Genomic DNA, 19155 nt, shown 5'->3' with positions numbered 1-19155 from the left:
TAATGGCCGCATTTGTTTGCAAAAGCCCGACTCAGGCTGGCGTCTGTTCCAGTTGAAGCATAACAACATCCCGGATCGCCTGTCCCAACAGGGGATTTTCTCCGATTGGAGGCGCGAGCTGGATGGTTGCGCCATGCTCTTTCTCGAGGTCTTCAATCATCGCGGGAACGTCCTTGCGCAAGTGTCGCCCAGCAGCAAGGAACAGGGGGATGATGGTAAATTCGGTGGCTCCTTCCGCAACACCTTCTCCTACAACGGTGTCTATGGATGGTTCGGCGAGTTCCATGTAGGCAACGCGCGCGTTGTCGACAGAGGCGAGGGTTGGAGCTGCAAGCTTTTCAAAGGTCTCACACCAGCGCTTGTCACTGCTTCCATGGGCCAACAGAATAATGCGGGGGCTGTTCATTGCCGCTCCTGAAGTAGTCAATTTTACGGGGCCTGTCGTAAGTCCGGGATGCCGGCCTCGGGTGGGGCTCGGTACTATCTCCGGCCTCCGGCAATATCTCCGGCACTATTTAAAGTAACAGGGTGACGGTGAATGTTCGATTGGAAAGAGATTCTGGATTTCTGGTTTGGCGAGTTGGACGAACATGGACTGCCGGACAGTGACCATCGGAACAAGTGGTTCCGATCGGATCGACGGTTCGACCAGGAAATCCGTCGGCGTTTCCTGTCGATGGTGCTCTTCGCCTCCGAGCAGGGTCTCGACCACTGGCGAAGTGAGGCCGGCGGGATACTCGCGGAGATCATCCTGCTCGATCAGTTTTCCCGGAATATATTCCGTGGCGGTGCCATGGCCTTCGATCAGGACCGACAGGCCCGAAAGCTTTGCCGGCAAGCGATGCAGAAGGGGCAGGATATGATGCTCGCACCGGTCCACCGGGCGTTTCTGTATATGCCCCTGCAGCATTCCGAGCTCAAGGAAGATCAGGATATGTCCGTGGAATGTTATGAACAGCTTGCACGGTCGACCCAAGGTATTCTTGCCGATTTCATGGGCAGTTTTCTGCAGTCCGCCCGGGATCATCGGGCCATAATCCAGCAGTACGGCCGTTTCCCCCACCGCAACAAGGCCCTGGGCAGGACCTCAACACCAGAGGAGCAGAATTATCTGGAAGGTGGGCGACGGTTCGGTCAGTAAGATGATCGCAGTTTCCTTAAAGTTTTGTATAAAAAACGTACATTCTGACGGGGTTGGCAATTTTCCCTGATAAAATGCGCAACACTGAATTGTGACAGGCCCGCAAGACAACATTGGGCTTTCCATTAAGTTATCGGGGATATGTAATGCATAGAACGCGGCGTTTTTCGACTGCAGGGCTGTTTTTGGCCGTGTGTGCTGCGCTACCTTTTTCATCGTTTGGCGCTTCGCTTGACGAGCAACTTCTTGATCGCCTCAGTGAAGTCGCGCCGAAAATTGACAAAGTGGTTCTCAAGACAGCGATCAATGCTTCCCGTTGCGCTGTGTCCAACGGCGTTCAAATGCCCGAGCGCCTGGCGGTTATCGATTTCTCCTTGCCCTCCAGTCAGGAGAGGCTGTGGATCTTTGACCTGGAGAAGGAAGAGTTGCTGTTGCGTGATCTTGTTGCACACGGCAAGAACTCCGGGAATTTTGAATCGACTGCTTTCTCCAACGTAGAGGGCAGCCATCAGTCCAGCATCGGCCTTTTCCAGGCCCGGGAATCCTACTTCGGAAAACACGGTTACTCGCTCAGGCTCGATGGTCTTGAGCCGGGGATCAATGATCTTGCCAGGCAGCGTGCCATCGTGATTCATGGCGCCGACTACGTGAATGATGACTGGATCAGTAAATACGGCCGCATCGGGCGAAGCCACGGGTGCCCGGCCGTGGATAACCAGATCGTCAAACGGGTGGTAGACAACCTGAAGGGCGGGCAATTGGTGTTCAAGTACTATCCCGACCAGGAGTGGCTGCACAGTTCCGGGTTCCTGAAATGCGACAACAAAACGCTGGCTGGAAAAAACCTGAAAAAAAGTGGTTGACGCCTTCGTCGGGATCCGTAGAATACGCCTCCGTTGTCGGTTACAGCCGATCAGCATTGCGGGAATAGCTCAGTTGGTAGAGCACAACCTTGCCAAGGTTGGGGTCGCGAGTTCGAATCTCGTTTCCCGCTCCAGATTCAAAAACCCGGTCCTGAAAAGGACCGGGTTTTTTCGTTTTCGGGCACCGCCAAACTCGGCGCCAGGGTGTGTGGTCAGGTATACTCAGCAGCCTGTTGCGTATCCTGATTCTTTGGGGGAGGCTGCCCGTCATGAAGGTCCATTCGCTGTTCGTGTACCCCGTCAAATCCCTGTCTGGCATTGAAGTGTCCTGTTTCAATACCGATGATTTCGGGCCTGTTGGGGATCGCCGGTGGATGATCGTCGATGATGATCGGCGGTTTATTACCCAGAGAGAGCATCCGGAACTCGCCCGGGTGGGAACCCGTCTGGATGATGACCGGGTGGTCATCAGTATTCCCGATGAGGGCGAGTTTGTCCTGACTGCCACAGAGGAAGAGGTTCGGGTTCTGGTCTGGCGAGACTGGGTGAAGGCCCAGAGGGGTTTGTCGGAGGCAAACGACGCCCTGAGCCGCTTCTGCGGCAAGCCCGTTCGCCTGGTCTTTATGCCGGACAGTTCCTTTCGCCGTGTTGATGCGGGCCGGGTTGATGAATATCGGCGGGTGGGCTTCGCTGACGGGTTCCCGTTTCTGGTGACCAATACCGCCTCCCTGGCAGAGCTGAATAACCGGCTCGACGCACCAGTAGAGATGCGCAGGTTCCGTCCTAACATAGTGGTTGAGGGTGCTGAGGCCTGGGAGGAAGACCACTGGCAGAGCCTGAACATCGGCGCCAACCGCCTGAATGTGGTCAAACCCTGTTCGCGCTGTGTCATGACCACCGTGGATCCCTCGACGGGCCAGAAGGATGCTGCCCTGCAACCACTCAGGACGCTCTCGGGCTATCGGAGAACCCAGGAGGGCGTCATCTTTGGCCAGAACGCCATTCACGAATCACCGGGCATTATTCGGGTGGGTGATCCCGTAACTGTCAATAAATCGGAGTAGAACCAAACGTGCCACTGTTAACGCTGGACTCAGTATCCCTGGCTTATGGAATGCATCCGTTGCTGGATCAGGCCTCCCTGGTCATTGATGCCGGCGAGCGCGTATGTTTGCTGGGGCGCAACGGCGAGGGAAAATCCACGCTGCTCAAGATTGTCAGTGGGGAAGTGGTACCCGACGGTGGCGTGGTGCGTCTCGACGACGGCGCTGTTCTGGCAGTACTTCCGCAGAACCTGCCTTCGGAAGACTCCCGTACCGCCTATGAAGTGGTCGCTGGCGCCTTTCCGGAAACGGGCCAGTTGCTCGCTGAATTCCATCAACTGTCCCAGCAGGCCGATGAGGCGAGTCTCGACCGGCTGATGAAGGTTCAAGAGCGCCTGGAGGCACTGGATGGCTGGCGCCTCGATCAGAAAGTTACCACCATTCTTGGACAGTACGGCGTCGACCCGGACCAGACACTGAATACCCTGTCCGGCGGTTGGCAGCGCCGGGTTTTGCTGGCCAAGGCGCTGGTTGCCGATCCGGAAATACTGTTGCTGGATGAGCCCACAAACCATCTGGATGTACCCGCCATTGCCTGGCTGGAAGAGGCTCTTGGGCAATTCCGCGGCGCCATGTTGTTCGTCAGCCATGATCGTGCGTTTATCCGTCGTATGGCGACTCGGATTGTGGAGCTCGACCGGGGCAAGCTGGTGAGCTTTGCCGCCACCTATGATCGCTACCTCGATCTGAAAGAAAAGGCGCTGGAAGAAGAAGAGCGGCAGAATGCCTTATTCGACAAGCGTCTGAAGCAGGAAGAGGCCTGGATTCGGCAGGGTATCAAGGCCCGCAGGACCCGTAATATGGGGCGTGTTCGGGCCCTGAAAGCCATGCGCGAAGAACACCGGCAGCGCCGGGTTCGGGGTGGCACTGCGAGCTTTTCGGTGGAGGACGCGGCGCGTTCCGGTAAGCTGGTGGTCGAAACCAGGGACGCGGGCTTTGCCTATCCGGGTGGCAGCCCGGTAATCCGAGATATGAACCTTACCATCCTGCGAGGGGACAAGATCGGGCTCGTTGGCGAGAATGGCACGGGCAAGACTACCCTGGTGCGACTCCTGTTGGGAGATTTGGAACCAACCGAGGGTTCCATTCGTCTGGGAACCAATCTTCAGGTTGCCTACTTTGATCAGTTGCGAGGTGAGCTGGATCTGTCACGGAACGCACTGGATAACCTGTCCGAGGGTCGGGAGTTCATCGAAATCAATGGCCAAAGCAAGCATGTGCTCGGCTATTTGCAGGAGTTCCTGTTTACCCCGGAACGCGCCAGATCGCCGGTAAGCGTCTTTTCCGGGGGGGAGCGCGCCCGGCTGCTGCTGGCGAAGCTGTTTAGCAAGCCCGCCAATATCCTGGTGCTTGATGAGCCAACCAACGATCTTGATGTGGAAACGCTGGAGTTGCTGGAGGAACAGCTGGCGGAATTTGCCGGCACCGTGATTGTGATCAGTCACGACCGTGAGTTTCTTGATAATGTGATCACCGAAACGGTTTTCCTCGATGGATCGGGCAAAGTGCGTGAGTTCGTCGGTGGCTATACCGATTGGCGTCGGCAGGGCGGTTGTTTCCCATCGGAAGCGACCGGCAATCGGCCGGACAAGCAGGATAAAACCGGTAAAAGCCCTGGCGATACCGGCAAGGCCGAATCACCGAAAGCTGAGGATGGCGAAAAAGGGGGAGGGCAGCCCCAGAAAAGCAAACCCGTTAAGCTGAGCTACAAGCTCAAACTGGAGCTCGAGCAGTTGCCAGGGCAGATCGAGGCACTCGAGCAGGAAGTCGCCGGCCTGCAGGAAAGAATTTCCCAGGCTGATTTTTATTCAGGCCCACCGGATGAAGTCTCGGCCACTCTGGAAGCACTGACGGAAAAGGAAAGCCGTCTGGAGCAGGTCATTGAGCGGTGGATGGAGCTGGAAGAACAGGCAAACCAATGAACGTACACTACGATTTCAAGTTTCAGGACGGCCGTACTGTAGAATTCAAAGTAACGGACAAACCGTCCCGGCCCTCGGGCTCGCTGCCCTCATGGACAAAACTGGAGCATTGCCAGTGTAGCAACTGCCCGCTGAAAGCGTCGGAATCTCCTCACTGCCCGGCAGCAACAGAAATATTGCCTGTTGTAGAGGCCTTCCGGGATGAGGACGCCTATCAGAAGATTGAAGTAAAGGTAACGGATGACCGCCGCAGCTATGTGAAGCAGACTGCCCTGGAGGAGGCGCTCCGTTCGCTGCTTGGATTGAAGATGGCGACCAGCGGGTGTCCGGTGCTGTCAGAGCTCAAGCCGATGGCTGTTCATCACCTGCCGTTTGCAAATACCGACGAATTCATCATGCGCAGTGTTTCCCACTACCTGTTGCAGCAGTATTTTTCGAAACGGAATCACCAGACCCCGGACTGGGAGCTGAAAGGGCTTGTGGAGAGGAATCAGCGGCTGCAACTGGTTAACCAGGCCCTGTGGCAGCGTATCCACTCGGTCTGCAAGGGAGACAGCAACCTGAAGGCGCTGCTGAACTTCTTTTCAATGGCCTCAAGCGTCAGCTTTTCGTTGGAAAGCCAGCTGCGCAAACTGGAGGCTAAGATGGGCGGGGAGGGAGCCTGATAACCGCTGTCCCATTGAGAAGGCCCGGGGTAAGACCCGGGCCTTCTATTTACGAACCGTTAGTGGATTCGAACGGCCAGAACATCGCATTCGGTTCCATGAAGGACCCCGTTGGCGGTTGAGCCCAGCAACAGCTGGAAACCCTTTCGCCCATGACTGCCGACGATCACCAGATCCACTTCCTGCTCCTTGGCGAGCCGGTGAATTTCTGATTCCGGGCGACCGACCGTCACTACCTGATTGTTCTTTGCGACGCCGTACTGATCCCCGTAGGTTCCCAACTGCTCGCGCGCCGCTTTGTCGAGCTGATCCTGCAGTTCCGTCAGGTCCATCGGGATGTCACCACCATAGGCATACCCGACCGGCTCAACCACGTGGACCAGCATCAGCTCGGCACCATGGGCTTCGCTCACGGCCTTTGCCTTGTCCAGCACCTGAGGCGCCTCTTCAGTGAGATCAATGGCAACAAGCATCTTTTTATAGGCAGACATCGTTTCGCTCCTTCGCACACGGGGTATTGTTCTGAGGATAGTACCTTAAATTCGGTCGGGAAAGTCTAGCGGGAAACTGACGGGTATCAAAAACAGAAGCGGAAAACTGCTTTTCTGGCAGGCAATTACGCCTGCCAGAAAACGGGGTAGGTGTTCAGGCGTTACCCTGAAGAAGTTCAATGGTTGTGGCCAGGCCCTTGAGGATGCCCTTGGAATACCGGTCGATCACAAAACCCACGTTGTTTTCGTTGTAGTTGATGTAGGATCCGCGAATGAATTGCCACTTGGATGAGATGTCGTCAATTACCGCTTTCAGTTCTTGTGTTCCCTCGCCCTTTTTGACCGAAGCCAGCAATTCGTCCAGCTCCCGGGCCTGCTCGTCCAGCGGGGTTTCGGTGGAAGAACCCTGGAAGGTCTGGGCAACCGAGGAGTTGGTCCTGACCGAGTACTTGGCCATCATCTGGGCCATCTTTACGGCAGCCGACCGGGCCGCTTCAACCCTCGGATTGGTGTCGGTCTGGGAGCTCTCCTGTGCCACCCGGTAAAGCTCGGTGGCTTTTTCGTTCATGGTCAGCGCCTGGTTGGCCATATCTGAGACGAGGCGCAGATCCGGATAACCCTGATTACGCACATCGTTGATATTGTCGCGCATCAGGTTCTTGAACTTGTCGAATTCCTGATTCAGCCCCTCCAGCTCCTCGGCCGAAAGTACTCCCGAGTCGCTGCCAGCAACGGAGTTCATGGAGTCATTGGCCGAGTTGATGCCCTGTACGATCTCGTTCAGGGTGTCGGTGTCCCCGGTTCCACTGAAACGGTAGTAAGCATCCAGAGCTACGTAATTGCTGACCCGGAAATTATGAAGATCGGAGAGAAATCCGTCGGCGCTATCCTGGGCGCGGGCGCCCATGGACGTCAGTGCAAGGAAAATAAATACGGCTACGAGGGAGCGTATCCGCGGGTTGGCGTCTTTCATCGGATGGGTCTCCGTAATGCGGTTTTATTATTGTGGACCAAAGTCGTAGATCGAAGGTAAAGTAACTGCGTCAGCCAATCAAGCAGTTTTGGCGGCGTTGTCGCCCGTAAATGTAAATAACTTTGAAATTTGCGTGATGAAGCTCCTAATTTCCCTGAGCAGTGGCTTCCAGTTCACTGAAACATAACAATTCCGCTCCAATTTCTTCGGTTGCCCCCGGCATTTTGGGGACTTTTGCAACCCTCCCGAAAGAAACAAATTGACAAACGCGCCGTTTTTTTTCATCGTGTGCCCTCACGATTCAAACGACTGTATGAATTTTTGGATCGGATGATCGGGCAGTGACCGAAATCTCGCTGCACAAACAGCCGCGCCGGTAAACCAAAAGCACCGCTCGGCTGGAAGCAGTTCCAAACACAGACTGGAGATCAGTTGATGATTTACGAAGGTAAAGCCATCACGGTTAAAGAGATCGAAGGCGGGATCGCTCAGTTGAACTTCGACTTGCAGGGCGAGTCAGTGAACAAGTTCAACCGTCTTACTATTGAAGAGCTCCGCGCCGCGACTGACGCACTTAAAGCGCAGAAGAACCTGAAGGGCCTGGTAGTGACCAGCTCCAAGGACAGCTTCATTGTTGGTGCCGATATTACCGAATTCACCGAGCTGTTTGCGGGCTCGGAAGAGGATCTGGTAGCCAACAACCTCAAGGCCAACGAAGTCTTCAACGCTGTTGAAGATCTGCCGTTCCCCACCGTTACCGCGATCAACGGTATGGCCCTGGGTGGCGGTTTCGAGATGTGCCTGGCGACCGACTACCGGGTGATGGACAAGAAGGCCAAGGTTGGTCTTCCGGAAGTGAAACTGGGCATCTTCCCTGGCTTCGGCGGTACCGTGCGTCTGTCCCGTCTGGTAGGTGTCGACAACGCCGTTGAGTGGATCAGTGGCGGCACCGAGAACCGTGCAGATGCGGCACTGAAAGTCGGCGCTGTGGATGCTGTGCTCGAGTCCGACAAGCTTGTGGATGCAGCGGTTGGCATTATTAACCAGTGCAACGAAGGCAAGCTGGATTACGAAGCTCGTCGCGAAGAGAAGAAGGGCAAGATCAAGCTTAATGCCATGGAAAGCATGATGGCATTCGAGATCTCCAAGGCATTCGTGGCCGGCAAGGCTGGCAAGAATTACCCGGCGCCGGTCGAGGCCATCAAGGTCATGCAGAAGCATGCCGGTATGACCCGTGACAAGGCAATCGAGGTAGAGGCCAAAGGCTTCGCCAAGATGGCCAAGACCAACGTTGCGGCTTGCCTGGTTGGCCTGTTCCTGAACGATCAGGAGCTCAAGAAGAAGGCCAAGGCCTGGGAAAAAGAAGCCAATGACGTGAACCTGGCCGCCGTACTCGGCGCCGGTATCATGGGTGGTGGCGTTGCGTTCCAGTCCGCCCTGAAAGGCACGCCGATCATCATGAAGGACATCAACCAGGACGGTATCGCCCTGGGCCTGAAGGAAGCCAAGAAGCTTCTGACCAAACGGGTCGAGAAGGGCAAGATGAAGCCCGATCAGATGGCTGACGTGCTTAACAGCATCACGCCGACCCTGAACTACGGTGACTTCAAGAACGTCGACCTGGTTGTAGAAGCCGTGGTTGAGAATCCGAAGGTGAAAGACGCGGTTCTTCGTGAAACCGAAGATGCGGTTCGTGAGGACACTATCCTGACCTCCAACACCTCGACGATTTCTATCGATCTGCTGGCGAAGAACCTGAAGCGTCCGGAAAACTTCTGCGGCATGCATTTCTTCAACCCGGTACACATGATGCCGCTGGTTGAGGTAATCCGTGGCGAAAAGACCAGTGATCGTGCAATCGCGACCACCGTGGCTTACGCCAAAGCCATGGGCAAGACCCCGATCGTTGTTAACGATTGCCCGGGCTTCCTGGTTAACCGCGTTCTGTTCCCGTACTTCGGCGGCTTTATCGGCCTGGTGCGTGACGGTGCTGACTTCCAGCACGTTGACAAGGTTATGGAAAAGTTCGGCTGGCCGATGGGCCCTGCCTACCTGCTGGACGTTGTCGGCATGGATACCGGCAAGCACGCCGGTGAAGTGATGGCAGACGGCTTCCCGGACCGCATGAAGCACGAAGGTACAACCGCCATTGACGTGATGTTCGATAACAACCGTTACGGACAGAAGAACGACAAGGGCTTCTACAAGTATGAACTGGACCGCAAGGGCAAGCAGAAGAAGGTTGTCGACGAAGAGACCTACAAGCTGCTCGAGCCGGTTGTTCAGGGTAAGAACGAATTCAGCGAAGAAGACATCATCGCCCGTATGATGATTCCTCTGTGTCTGGAAACCGTTCGCTGCCTGGAAGACGGCATTGTCGAAGATCCGGCAGATGCTGATATGGGCCTGATTTTCGGTATCGGCTTCCCGCCGTTCCGTGGCGGTGCCCTGCGCTATATCGACGATATGGGTGTAGACAAGTTCGTCGAACTGGCAGACAAGTTTGCAGACCTTGGTCCTCTTTATCACCCGACCGAGAAGCTGCGTGAAATGGCCAAGACTGGCAAAAAGTTCTTTGGCTAACCCTGAACGAGATTTCCGAACGGAGAAAGATCTATGAGCCTTAATCCGAGAGACGTTGTCGTCGTCGATTGCGTGCGGACTCCGATGGGTCGTGCCAAAAACGGTTGTTTCCGGAACGTGCGTGCAGAGACCCTGTCCGCCAATCTGATCGAAGCACTGTTTGAGCGCAACCCGAAGCTCGACCCGAAAGAAGTTGAAGATGTTATTTGGGGCTGTGTAAACCAGACCAAGGAGCAGGGCTTCAACGTGGCGCGTCAGATTTCCCTGCTGACCCGCATTCCCCACGAGTCTGCTGCTCAGACCGTGAACCGTCTGTGTGGTTCGGCCATGAGTGCGATCCATACTGCCGCGCAGGCCATCATGACCGGTAACGGTGATGTGTTCTTCGTGGGTGGTGTCGAGCACATGGGGCACGTACCCATGACCGAAGGCTTCGACCACAATCCGGCGGCCTCCAAGTACTCCGCAAAGGCGTCCAACATGATGGGCCTGACTGCGGAAATGCTGGCCAAGATGCACGGGATTACCCGTGAGCAGCAGGACGAGTTCGGTGCTCGCTCCCACCGTTTGGCCCATGAAGCGACCGTAGAAGGCCGTTTCAAGAACGAAATCGTGCCGATTGAAGGTCACGATGAGAATGGCTTCAAGGTGCTGATTGAGCAGGACGAGACTATTCGTCCGGAGACCACGGCTGAATCCCTGAGCCAGCTGAAGCCGGCCTTCGATCCGAAGAACGGTACTGTGACTGCCGGGACTTCCTCCCAGCTGACCGACGGTGCCGCTGCCATGGTACTGATGTCCGCAGAGCGGGCTGAGGCCCTGGGACTTAAGCCGATTGCCAAGATTCGCAGCATGGCCGTTGCCGGCTGTGATCCCGCAATCATGGGCTATGGTCCGGTGCCTGCCACCAAAAAGGCGCTCAAGCGCGCAGGCCTGAAAGTTGAAGATATCGACTTCTGGGAACTGAACGAGGCCTTTGCCGGCCAGTCGCTTCCTGTTCTCAAGGACCTGAAGCTGCTGGGCGTTATGGAAGAGAAGGTGAACCTGAACGGCGGCGCGATTGCCCTTGGCCATCCGCTGGGCTGCTCCGGTGCACGTATCTCCACAACCCTGCTGAATGTGATGCAGGCCAAAGGCGGTAAACTTGGTGTTTCCACCATGTGTATCGGTCTGGGCCAGGGCATCGCGACGGTCTGGGAGCGTCTGTAACCCGTTAAGGAGGTTGCAGTGCGCGGTTTCAGAAGGCCCGGCAAATGCCGGGCCTTTCTGTTTCAATCGGCGGCCTGAACCGGGTTCCCGAATGTGAAAAAAAGCAGGATTGAAACCAAAGAATGGGTTGTCTTGCTATTCTTGACCCTGTAAAACAGTGAGCCTATACAGATTGGCGGCGTATGAGTGTTTTCTAGCCGACTGATTTTACAGCGAGTTTACGGTTTGCTGATTAATTGACCGATTTATCGCCAAGGATACAGAACTCCGATATGGGTAAAAGTCTCGTAATTGTCGAGTCACCAGCGAAAGCGAAGACCATCAACAAGTACCTGGGCTCTGACTTCATCGTCAAATCGAGCGTCGGGCATATTCGTGATCTTCCCGTCAGTGGCAGCGGATCCCAAACCGATCCCAAGGAGCGTGCCAAACAGGCTGCGCTCACCCGGAAGATGAGCCCGGAAGAAAAGGCGGTGCATAAAAAGCGCAAGGCCCGTGAGCAGCTGGTCGCCCGCATGGGCGTCGACCCGGATCAGGACTGGAGTGCGCGTTACGAGATCCTTCCCGGCAAGGAGAAGGTGGTCAGCGAGCTCAAGCGTCTCGCCAAATCAGCAGACCACATCTATCTGGCAACGGATTTGGACCGCGAAGGGGAGGCCATCGCCTGGCACCTTCAGCAGACGATCGGTGGCGAGCCCGAGAAATACCGACGTGTAGTGTTCAACGAAATCACCAAACGTGCCATCCAGGAAGCCTTCAAGGATCCCGGCAATCTTGACAATAACCGGGTGAATGCCCAGCAGGCCCGACGTTTCCTGGATCGGGTTGTCGGGTACATGGTGTCGCCCCTGCTTTGGGCCAAGATTGCCCGGGGCCTGTCTGCCGGTCGGGTGCAATCAGTCGCCGTACGGCTGATTGTTGAGAGGGAGCGGGAGATCCGGAAGTTTGTTCCGGAGGAGTTCTGGCAGTTACACGCCGATCTCGCGTCCGCCAAGGCGGATCAGCCGGTCCGCTTTGAAGTAACCCGCCATGACGACAAGCCTTATCGCCCGGTCAATGAGCAGCAGAGCAGCGAGCACGTCAGCCGCCTCAAGGCGGGTACGTTCAAGGTTGCCAAGCGGGAAGACAAACCAACCCGTTCCCGCCCTTCGGCTCCGTTTATTACCTCCACGCTGCAGCAGGCGGCGAGTAACCGCATGGGCTTCAGTGTCAAAAAGACCATGATGCTTGCCCAGCGTCTATATGAAGCTGGCTTTATTACTTATATGCGTACTGACTCCACCAACCTGAGTCAGGATGCGATCAACAGTTGCCGCACCTATATTCAGAAGCAGTTTGGCGATAAATACCTGCCGGAAAAGCCCCGGGTTTACGGTAGTAAAGAGGGCGCCCAGGAAGCCCACGAAGCCATCCGGCCAACGGAAGTCAGTCGCTGGCCCTCGGATATCAGTGGCCTGGAGAAAGACGCGGAGAAGCTCTACGACCTGATTTGGCGCCAGTTCATTGCCTGCCAGATGTCCGATGCGGAGTTTCTCAGTACCTCGATAGTCGTTGCCAACGGCGATTATGAGCTGCGCACCCGGGGCCGGATTATCAAGTTCGACGGTTTCCTGAAAGCCGCGCCACAGGCGGCCAAGAAAGATGAAGACATCGCGCTGCCTGATATTCAGGTAGATGAAGTGCTGGACCTGAAAAAACTCGACCCGAGCCAGCACTTTACCAAGCCTGCGCCGAGGTACACCGAGGCGAGCCTGGTCAAAGAGCTCGAAAAGCAGGGTATTGGCCGTCCCTCGACCTATGCGTCGATTATTTCGACGATTCAGGATCGCGGCTATGTCAGGCTGCAGAACCGCCGCTTCTATGCCGAGAAGATGGGCGAGATTGTGACCGAGCGCCTGTCAGAATCTTTCCCGAATCTGATGGACTTCGATTTCACCGCGAAGATGGAAGATGAGCTCGACGAGATTGCCGAGGGTGATGTCGAGTGGAAGAAAGTCCTGAATGATTTTTACGGCCGTTTCAAGCAGCAACTGGAAACGGCAGAAAGTGGCGAAGACGGCGGCATGCGCGCCAACACGCCCACCGAGACTGATATTCCGTGCCCGAGCTGTGGTCGGAATATGCAGATTCGTGTGGCCAGTACGGGTGTATTCCTGGGCTGCTCCGGTTACTCATTACCACCGAAGGAGCGTTGCAAGACCACCATCAATCTCGTGTCCGGCGACGAAGTGGTCAGCGCCGATGATGATGTCGAGGGCGAGGGCGAAACCCGGCTGCTGCGCAAGAAGCGCCGCTGCCCCAAGTGTGGCACTGCCATGGACAGCTACCTGGTGGACGAAACCCGCAAGCTGCATGTCTGTGGTAACAATCCGGATTGCTCTGGCTACGAGGTAGAAAAGGGCACGTTCCGCATCAAGGGCTACGATGGACCGACCCTCGAGTGCGACAAGTGCGGCTCTGAGATGCAGCTGAAGACGGGGCGGTTTGGAAAGTATTTTGGTTGTACCAATACCGAGTGCAAGAACACCCGTAAGCTGCTCAAGAATGGCGAGCCGGCACCGCCCAAGATGGACCCGGTACCCATGCCGGAGCTTCAGTGCCAGAAGGTGGATGACACTTACGTTCTTCGTGATGGGGCGTCCGGGTTGTTTCTGGCCGCGAGCAAGTTCCCTAAAAATCGGGAAACGCGACCACCTCTGGTGATGGAGATCAAACCACACCGCAAGGAAATCGACCCGAAGTACGATTACCTGATGGATGCGCCCGAGCGTGATCCTGAAGGCAATCCGACGGTGATTCGCTACAGCCGCAAGACCAAGGAGCAGTACGTCATGTCCGAGAAGGAAGGCAAGGCGACGGGCTGGTCCGCGTGGTATGTGAACGGAAAGTGGCAGCCGCAGGACAAGAAAAAGTAGTGCCTGTGGATTCGGGGCCGGTGAGAGTTTTCATCCGGCCCCAGCTTCAGAGACTTACCGGAATTTCCTGAGTCTCTGGATTAAAGAGGATGTATCCCAGCGTTTGCCCCCCATGGACTGCACATCCGCGTAGAACTGATCCACCAGAGCGGTGACTGGCAGAGACGCGTTCACTTTTCGCGCCTCTTCCAGGCAAATCCCCAGGTCCTTCCGCATCCAGTCAACAGCAAAGCCATGTTCGAATTCACCCGCAATCATCGTTGCCGAGCGGTTTTCCATCTGCCAGGACTGGGCTGCCCCTTTCGAAATCACATCCACCACTTTTGCCACATCCAGCTCAGCCTGCTCGGCAAAGTGCAGCGCCTCTGAAAGGCCCTGTACAAGACCGGCAATGGCGATCTGGTTCACCATCTTGGTTTTCTGGCCACTGCCAGCGGGGCCCATTCGGTTGAGTGCCCGCGCATAGTGCTCCATAACTGGCTCGGCTTTCGCATAGTCCTGTTCCGAGCCGCCGCACATGATAGTCAGTTTGCCGTTTTCAGCGCCTTGCTGGCCGCCGGATACAGGCGCGTCCACAAATCCCATGTTGTTTTTACTGGCAGCTTCAGCAAGATACTCAGCAATGCCGGCAGAAGCCGTGGTGTGGTCGACCAGAACTGCACCTTTGGAGGCATTAGCGAGGATGCCTTCATCGCCTTCGTAAACTGCTTTAAGGTCGATATCCGCACCAACGCAGGTGAGTACTATATCCGCGCCCTTCACGGCCTCGGCAATGGAGGTGCAGCTGGTTCCCCCGTATTCGCTTGCCCATTGCTCGGCTTTGGCGCTGGTTCGGTTCCAGACCCTGACGTTGAGCCCGGCCTTGGCCAGGTGCCCGGCCATTGGATAGCCCATTACGCCGAGGCCGATAAACGCTGCTGTAGTCATTGCTTTCTCCTCTTATGTTTTTGTCGGGTTAACTTAGCACAGAAGGGCGGGGCGGCACGCAATAAAAAAGGCCGCTGAATCAGCGGCCTTTCCATGCGTTGCCCGAGAAATCAGGCTTATTTCGCCGGATAATCCCGGGAATCCGAGCCAGTGTAAAGCTGGCGCGGACGGCCGATGCGATAGTCTCCGCTGACCATTTCGTTCCAGTGCGAGAACCAGCCGATGGTCCGCGACAGGGCGAAGATAACGGTGAACATCGAAGTCGGGATTCCGATGGCCTTGAGGATGAGTCCGGAGTAGAAGTCGACGTTCGGGTAAAGCTTGCGCTTCACGAAGTACTCGTCTTCCAGCGCGATTTTTTCCAGGCGCTGGGCGATCTTCAGCAGCGGGTCGTTTTCCAGGCCCAGCTCGGTCAGAACCTCGTGAGCGGTTTCTGCCATTACCTTGGCGCGCGGGTCGAAGTTCTTGTAAACCCGGTGTCCGAAGCCCATCAGGCGGAACGGATCGTCTTTGTCCTTGGCCTTGGCGATGAATTTCTCGATGTTGGACTCGTCTCCGATTTCGGCCAGCATGTCGAGGACCGCTTCGTTTGCGCCGCCGTGGGCAGGGCCCCACAGTGCAGCGATGCCGGAGGCGATGCAGGCGTAGGGGTTAGCACCGGTGGAGCCAGCCAGACGCACGGTCGACGTCGACGCATTCTGTTCATGGTCTGCGTGCAGAATGAAGATCTTGTCCATGGCCTTGGCCAGGATCGGGTTCGGCTTGTACTCCTCGCAAGGAACGCCGAACATCATCTGCAGGAAGTTCTCGGAGTACGAGAGGTCATTACGCGGATAAATGAAAGGTTGGCCAATGGCATACTTGTAACACCAGGCGGCAATGGTCGGCATTTTTGCAATCAGGCGATGAGCGGTGATCTCACGCTGCTCCTGGCTGGCTACGTCCATCTCGCCGTGGTAGAAGGCGGACAGGGCGCCGACCACACCACACATGATGGCCATCGGGTGTGCATCACGACGGAAACCCTGGAAGAAGTTCCGCATCTGGTCGTGCAGCATGGTGTGGTTTTTGATGGTCTCGTGGAACTTCTGGTTCTCCTCGGCGCTTGGAAGTTCGCCGTGAAGCAGGAGATAGCAGACTTCTAGGTAGTCGGAGTGTTCGGCGAGTTGTTCGATCGGGTAGCCGCGGTGCAGGAGAACGCCATTTGCACCGTCGATGTAGGTAATGGCCGATTCGCAGGCTGCGGTGGATACGAATCCGGGGTCGTATGTAAAAACGCCTTCCTGGACTAGGCCTCGTACGTCGATAACGTCAGGGCCGACGGTGCCGGAATAAATCGGTAGCTCAATGGACTTGTCCCCCACCGAGAGCGTGGCTTTCCTGTCGGTCATGGTGCTCTCCTATTTATCAGCTTTGAAAGCTTTATCTACAGTTATGGATGCGCTAGAAGGCGCGTATTATCGCAAAACTGGCGGCAAAATATAGGGCGTTGGCTTTTTTTGTCAATGGAAGAGTCGGGAAAACCCAGAATTTGACATTCGCTGTAAATCAGGGATATCCCGAATAACAACGGATTGGGGATGGAAAAGGATTTGTCAATCATCCTTATAGCTGGCTTAACCCCCTGAAATACGCGGCTTGAGCGACGTTGCAGGTTTGTAATTGGTTAGGGTACTCCTTATAATCCCTAGCCCGGAATTGGGGATAAACCTTCTCCCGCTGCCTGTAAATAGTGGTTTGCCGGTGAGGTTATCTCCCTTCTGAGCCAATCGTGTGCCGGTTTCGTATCTGCACGCCGATCCTTACATACCAACCATCCGCACCCGGTTTTCCGGTCCCGCGGAACCAAGAGAGAGTGTGAGAGCGCTGTGAATAGCAAACGACCAGTAAATCTCGATCTCGGCAAGTTTCATTTTCCGCTGCCAGCCATTACGTCCATATTGCACCGTATCAGCGGCATCATCATTTTTGTTGGTGTTGCGTTCCTGCTTTACGGGCTTCAGCTTTCCCTGTCGGGGGAAGAGGGCTTCAGTCGTGTCAATGAACTGCTGGACAGCTTCCTTGCCAAGCTGATTATCTGGGGCATCTTGTCTGCTCTGTTGTACCACCTGGTTGCGGGTATCAAGCACCTGTTCATGGATATGGGCATTGGTGAAGAGCTCGAGAGCGGCCGCCTCGCCTCGAAGATCACGATTGTGGTTTCCGTCATTCTCATCGTTCTGGCAGGAGTCTGGGTATGGTAAACAGCGTCACGAACCTGGGTCGCAGTGGTGTCTATGACTGGCTGATCCAGAGGGTAACCGCCTACGTACTTGCTTTGTATACAATTTTCCTACTCGGCTTTCTGTTGACCTCCGACGTCAACTACGAAACCTGGAGTGCGCTTTTCGACCAGACCTGGTTCCGTATCTTTACCTTGATGGCACTGCTTTCAATCGGTGCTCACGCCTGGGTAGGGCTCTGGACGGTGACGACCGACTATATCAAGGCCATGGGTCCCAGGTTTATCGTGCAGGCGGCTTGTGGGCTGACCATGTTCGTCTATGTGGTTTGGGGCATTCAGATTCTTTGGGGGCTTTAATCGATGGCTAATATCAAGACCATGTCCTTTGACGCAATTGTTATCGGCGGCGGCGGTTCCGGCATGCGTGCCGCGCTCCAGTTGACCGAGTCCGGCGTCAATACCGCGTGTATCACCAAGGTTTTCCCGACGCGGTCTCATACGGTCTCTGCCCAAGGTGGCATCACCTGTGCGATCGCCAGTGCTGATCCGAATGACGACTGGCGCTGGCACATGTATGACACGGTTAAAGGCTCGGACTACATTGCCGACCAGGATGCCGTCGAGTACATGTGTTCCGTTGGTCCTCAGGCGGTATTCGAGCTTGAGCACATGGGTCTTCCGTTCTCGCGCACCGAGCAGGGCCGTATCTATCAGCGTCCGTTTGGTGGTCAGTCCAAAGGCCCTGATAACCCGACTCAGGCAGCACGTACCTGTGCCGCTGCTGACCGTACCGGTCACGCCCTGCTTCACACTCTGTACCAGGCCAACATCAAGGGCGGAACCACCTTCCTGAACGAGTGGTACGCGGTAGATCTCGTCAAGAACAGTAAGGATGAGGTCGTTGGTGTGGTTGCCATTGAGGTTGAGACCGGCGAAGTCGCCTACATCAAATCCAAAGCGACCGTTCTTGCTACCGGTGGCGCGGGACGTATTTACGCCTCCACAACCAATGCGCTGATCAACACCGGCGACGGTATGGGTATGGCACTGCGTGCCGGTTTCCCGATGCAGGACATGGAAATGTGGCAGTTCCACCCGACCGGCATTTACGGTGCGGGAACGCTGGTGACCGAAGGTTGTCGGGGTGAGGGTGGCTACCTGATCAACGCCGAGGGTGAGCGTTTCATGGAGCGCTATGCGCCGAACGCGAAAGACCTGGCGGGCCGTGACGTTGTAGCCAGGGCAATGGTGATCGAGATTCTGGAAGGTCGTGGCTGCGGTCCGGATAAGGACCACGTTCTGCTGAAGCTGGATCATCTGGGTGAAGAGACCCTGAACCTGCGCCTGCCGGGCATCTGTGAGCTGTCCCGCACCTTTGCGCATGTGGATCCTGTCAAAGAGCCGATCCCGGTCGTGCCTACCTGTCACTACATGATGGGCGGCATTCCGACCAACGTTGGTGGTCAGGCGTTGACCCAAGATGAAAACGGAAAAGACAAGCCAATCCCCGGGCTGTTCGCCTGTGGCGAGGCAGCGTGTGTATCGGTACACGGCGCCAACCGTCTGGGTGGTAACTCTCTGCTGGACCTGGTGGTGTTTGGTCGCGCAGCTGGCCTGCACATTGAAGAGCAGCTTCGCGGCGGCTTCGAGGTAGACGGTGCCAGTGAGGACGATATCAAGCGTGCCATGGCGCGGCTTGACCGCCTGAACAACGCAACCGAGGGCGAGAGCGTTGCAGAGGTCCGCAAGGATCTGCAGAACTGCATGCAGTTGTACTTCGGCGTGTTCCGTGACGGCAAGAGCATGGAAGAGGGTCTCAAAAAGCTGGAAGCGATTGGTGAGCGTGTTCGCAACACCAAGCTGGCCGATACCAGCAACGCCTTCAACACCGCCCGTATCGAAGCGCTCGAGCTGGATAACCTCTACGAGGTTGCCCTGGCTACAGCGGTTTCCGCCTTTGAGCGGAAGGAAAGTCGCGGCGCTCATGCCCGGAACGACTACACCGAGCGTGATGATGAGAACTGGCTGAAGCACTCCATGTTCTTCCCGCTGGAAAAGCGTGTGGGCAAGCGTGATGTGAACTTTGCACCGAAGACGGTGGACAAGTTCGAGCCGAAGGTCCGGACTTACTAAGGGGGA

General features: G+C 56.1%; 16 protein-coding genes and 1 tRNA gene. 12 read left to right on the top strand and 5 right to left on the bottom strand.

What is annotated here, in order from left to right:
• Nucleotides 1–31: 31 nt before the first annotated feature.
• Entirely contained in the window at nt 32–406 is a 375-nt protein-coding gene (locus ABNF92_RS01875; RefSeq protein WP_222464359.1) for a CbiX/SirB N-terminal domain-containing protein, read from the bottom strand.
• 132 nt (nt 407–538) lie between these two features.
• On the opposite strand from ABNF92_RS01875, the gene ABNF92_RS01870 reads away from it, so the two are divergent.
• The 6 genes from ABNF92_RS01870 (at nt 539) to ABNF92_RS01845 (ending at nt 5694) form a co-directional block, all read left to right on the top strand.
• Nucleotides 539–1141: a DUF924 family protein gene (locus ABNF92_RS01870; RefSeq protein ID WP_069184998.1), complete on the top strand. Its 603-nt coding sequence runs from the start codon at nt 539–541 to the stop codon at nt 1139–1141.
• A gap of 146 nt (nt 1142–1287) precedes the next feature.
• On the top strand, nt 1288–2004 hold the full coding sequence (locus ABNF92_RS01865; RefSeq protein WP_349343287.1) for a murein L,D-transpeptidase catalytic domain family protein: 717 nt from the start codon (nt 1288–1290) through the stop codon (nt 2002–2004).
• Between the two features lie 58 nt (nt 2005–2062).
• Nucleotides 2063–2138: transfer RNA gene (locus tag ABNF92_RS01860), tRNA-Gly, on the top strand.
• Nucleotides 2139–2273: 135 nt separating this feature from the next.
• Nucleotides 2274–3068, top strand: a complete 795-nt coding sequence (locus tag ABNF92_RS01855; protein ID WP_349343286.1) for an MOSC domain-containing protein — start codon at nt 2274–2276, stop codon at nt 3066–3068.
• Nucleotides 3069–3076: 8 nt separating this feature from the next.
• Complete coding sequence (locus ABNF92_RS01850) at nt 3077–5029, top strand: ATP-binding cassette domain-containing protein (protein WP_349343285.1); 1953 nt, start codon at nt 3077–3079, stop codon at nt 5027–5029.
• On the top strand, nt 5026–5694 hold the full coding sequence (locus ABNF92_RS01845) for a hypothetical protein (protein ID WP_349343284.1): 669 nt from the start codon (nt 5026–5028) through the stop codon (nt 5692–5694). Before ABNF92_RS01850 ends, ABNF92_RS01845 begins: the two co-directional genes overlap by 4 nt.
• Nucleotides 5695–5753: 59 nt before the next feature.
• Here the strand turns inward: ABNF92_RS01845 and ABNF92_RS01840 are convergent, their stop codons facing one another.
• Nucleotides 5754–6185, bottom strand: a complete 432-nt coding sequence (locus tag ABNF92_RS01840; protein WP_069185002.1) for a universal stress protein — start codon at nt 6183–6185, stop codon at nt 5754–5756.
• 154 nt (nt 6186–6339) lie between these two features.
• Nucleotides 6340–7158, bottom strand: a complete 819-nt coding sequence (locus ABNF92_RS01835) for a hypothetical protein (RefSeq protein ID WP_069185003.1) — start codon at nt 7156–7158, stop codon at nt 6340–6342.
• Between the two features lie 435 nt (nt 7159–7593).
• Here ABNF92_RS01835 and fadB point away from each other — a divergent pair, with 435 nt between their 5' ends.
• The 3 genes from fadB (at nt 7594) to topA (ending at nt 13865) form a co-directional block, all read left to right on the top strand.
• The gene (gene fadB, locus ABNF92_RS01830; RefSeq protein WP_153634638.1) at nt 7594–9741 is read left to right on the top strand and encodes a fatty acid oxidation complex subunit alpha FadB; all 2148 of its coding nucleotides are present in this window, start codon (nt 7594–7596) and stop codon (nt 9739–9741) included.
• 33 nt (nt 9742–9774) lie between these two features.
• On the top strand, nt 9775–10950 hold the full coding sequence (gene fadA, locus ABNF92_RS01825) for an acetyl-CoA C-acyltransferase FadA (RefSeq protein ID WP_069185005.1): 1176 nt from the start codon (nt 9775–9777) through the stop codon (nt 10948–10950).
• 272 nt (nt 10951–11222) lie between these two features.
• Nucleotides 11223–13865, top strand: coding sequence for a type I DNA topoisomerase (topA, locus tag ABNF92_RS01820; RefSeq protein ID WP_349343283.1), 2643 nt, complete (start codon nt 11223–11225; stop codon nt 13863–13865).
• 54 nt (nt 13866–13919) lie between these two features.
• On the opposite strand, the gene ABNF92_RS01815 is transcribed toward topA, so the two are convergent.
• Both ABNF92_RS01815 and gltA read right to left on the bottom strand, forming a co-directional pair.
• A complete protein-coding gene (locus ABNF92_RS01815) occupies nt 13920–14792 on the bottom strand; it encodes an NAD(P)-dependent oxidoreductase (protein WP_349343282.1) in 873 nt (290 codons plus the stop codon).
• Nucleotides 14793–14908: 116 nt separating this feature from the next.
• Nucleotides 14909–16183 carry a citrate synthase gene (gene gltA / locus ABNF92_RS01810; protein WP_069185007.1) on the bottom strand — a complete coding sequence of 425 codons (1275 nt, stop codon included), beginning with the start codon at nt 16181–16183 and terminating at the stop codon, nt 14909–14911.
• Between the two features lie 477 nt (nt 16184–16660).
• Between gltA and sdhC the strand changes: the two genes are divergently transcribed.
• The 3 genes from sdhC to sdhA are packed head-to-tail and all read left to right on the top strand — an operon-like array spanning nt 16661 to nt 19149.
• Entirely contained in the window at nt 16661–17035 is a 375-nt protein-coding gene (sdhC, locus tag ABNF92_RS01805; RefSeq protein ID WP_064228094.1) for a succinate dehydrogenase, cytochrome b556 subunit, read from the top strand.
• On the top strand, nt 17029–17373 hold the full coding sequence (gene sdhD, locus ABNF92_RS01800; RefSeq protein ID WP_064228095.1) for a succinate dehydrogenase, hydrophobic membrane anchor protein: 345 nt from the start codon (nt 17029–17031) through the stop codon (nt 17371–17373). The genes sdhC and sdhD overlap by 7 nt, the downstream gene beginning before the upstream one ends.
• A gap of 3 nt (nt 17374–17376) precedes the next feature.
• Nucleotides 17377–19149 carry a succinate dehydrogenase flavoprotein subunit gene (gene sdhA, locus ABNF92_RS01795; RefSeq protein ID WP_349343281.1) on the top strand — a complete coding sequence of 591 codons (1773 nt, stop codon included), beginning with the start codon at nt 17377–17379 and terminating at the stop codon, nt 19147–19149.
• Nucleotides 19150–19155 lie beyond the last annotated feature (6 nt).

Origin of the sequence: Marinobacter sp. MMG032 (genome assembly GCF_040112695.1) — a bacterium.
Classification (GTDB): domain Bacteria; phylum Pseudomonadota; class Gammaproteobacteria; order Pseudomonadales; family Oleiphilaceae; genus Marinobacter; species Marinobacter salsuginis.
The sequence above is the reverse complement of the archived record's forward strand: the minus strand, read 5'-3'. Positions and strand labels throughout refer to the sequence as shown.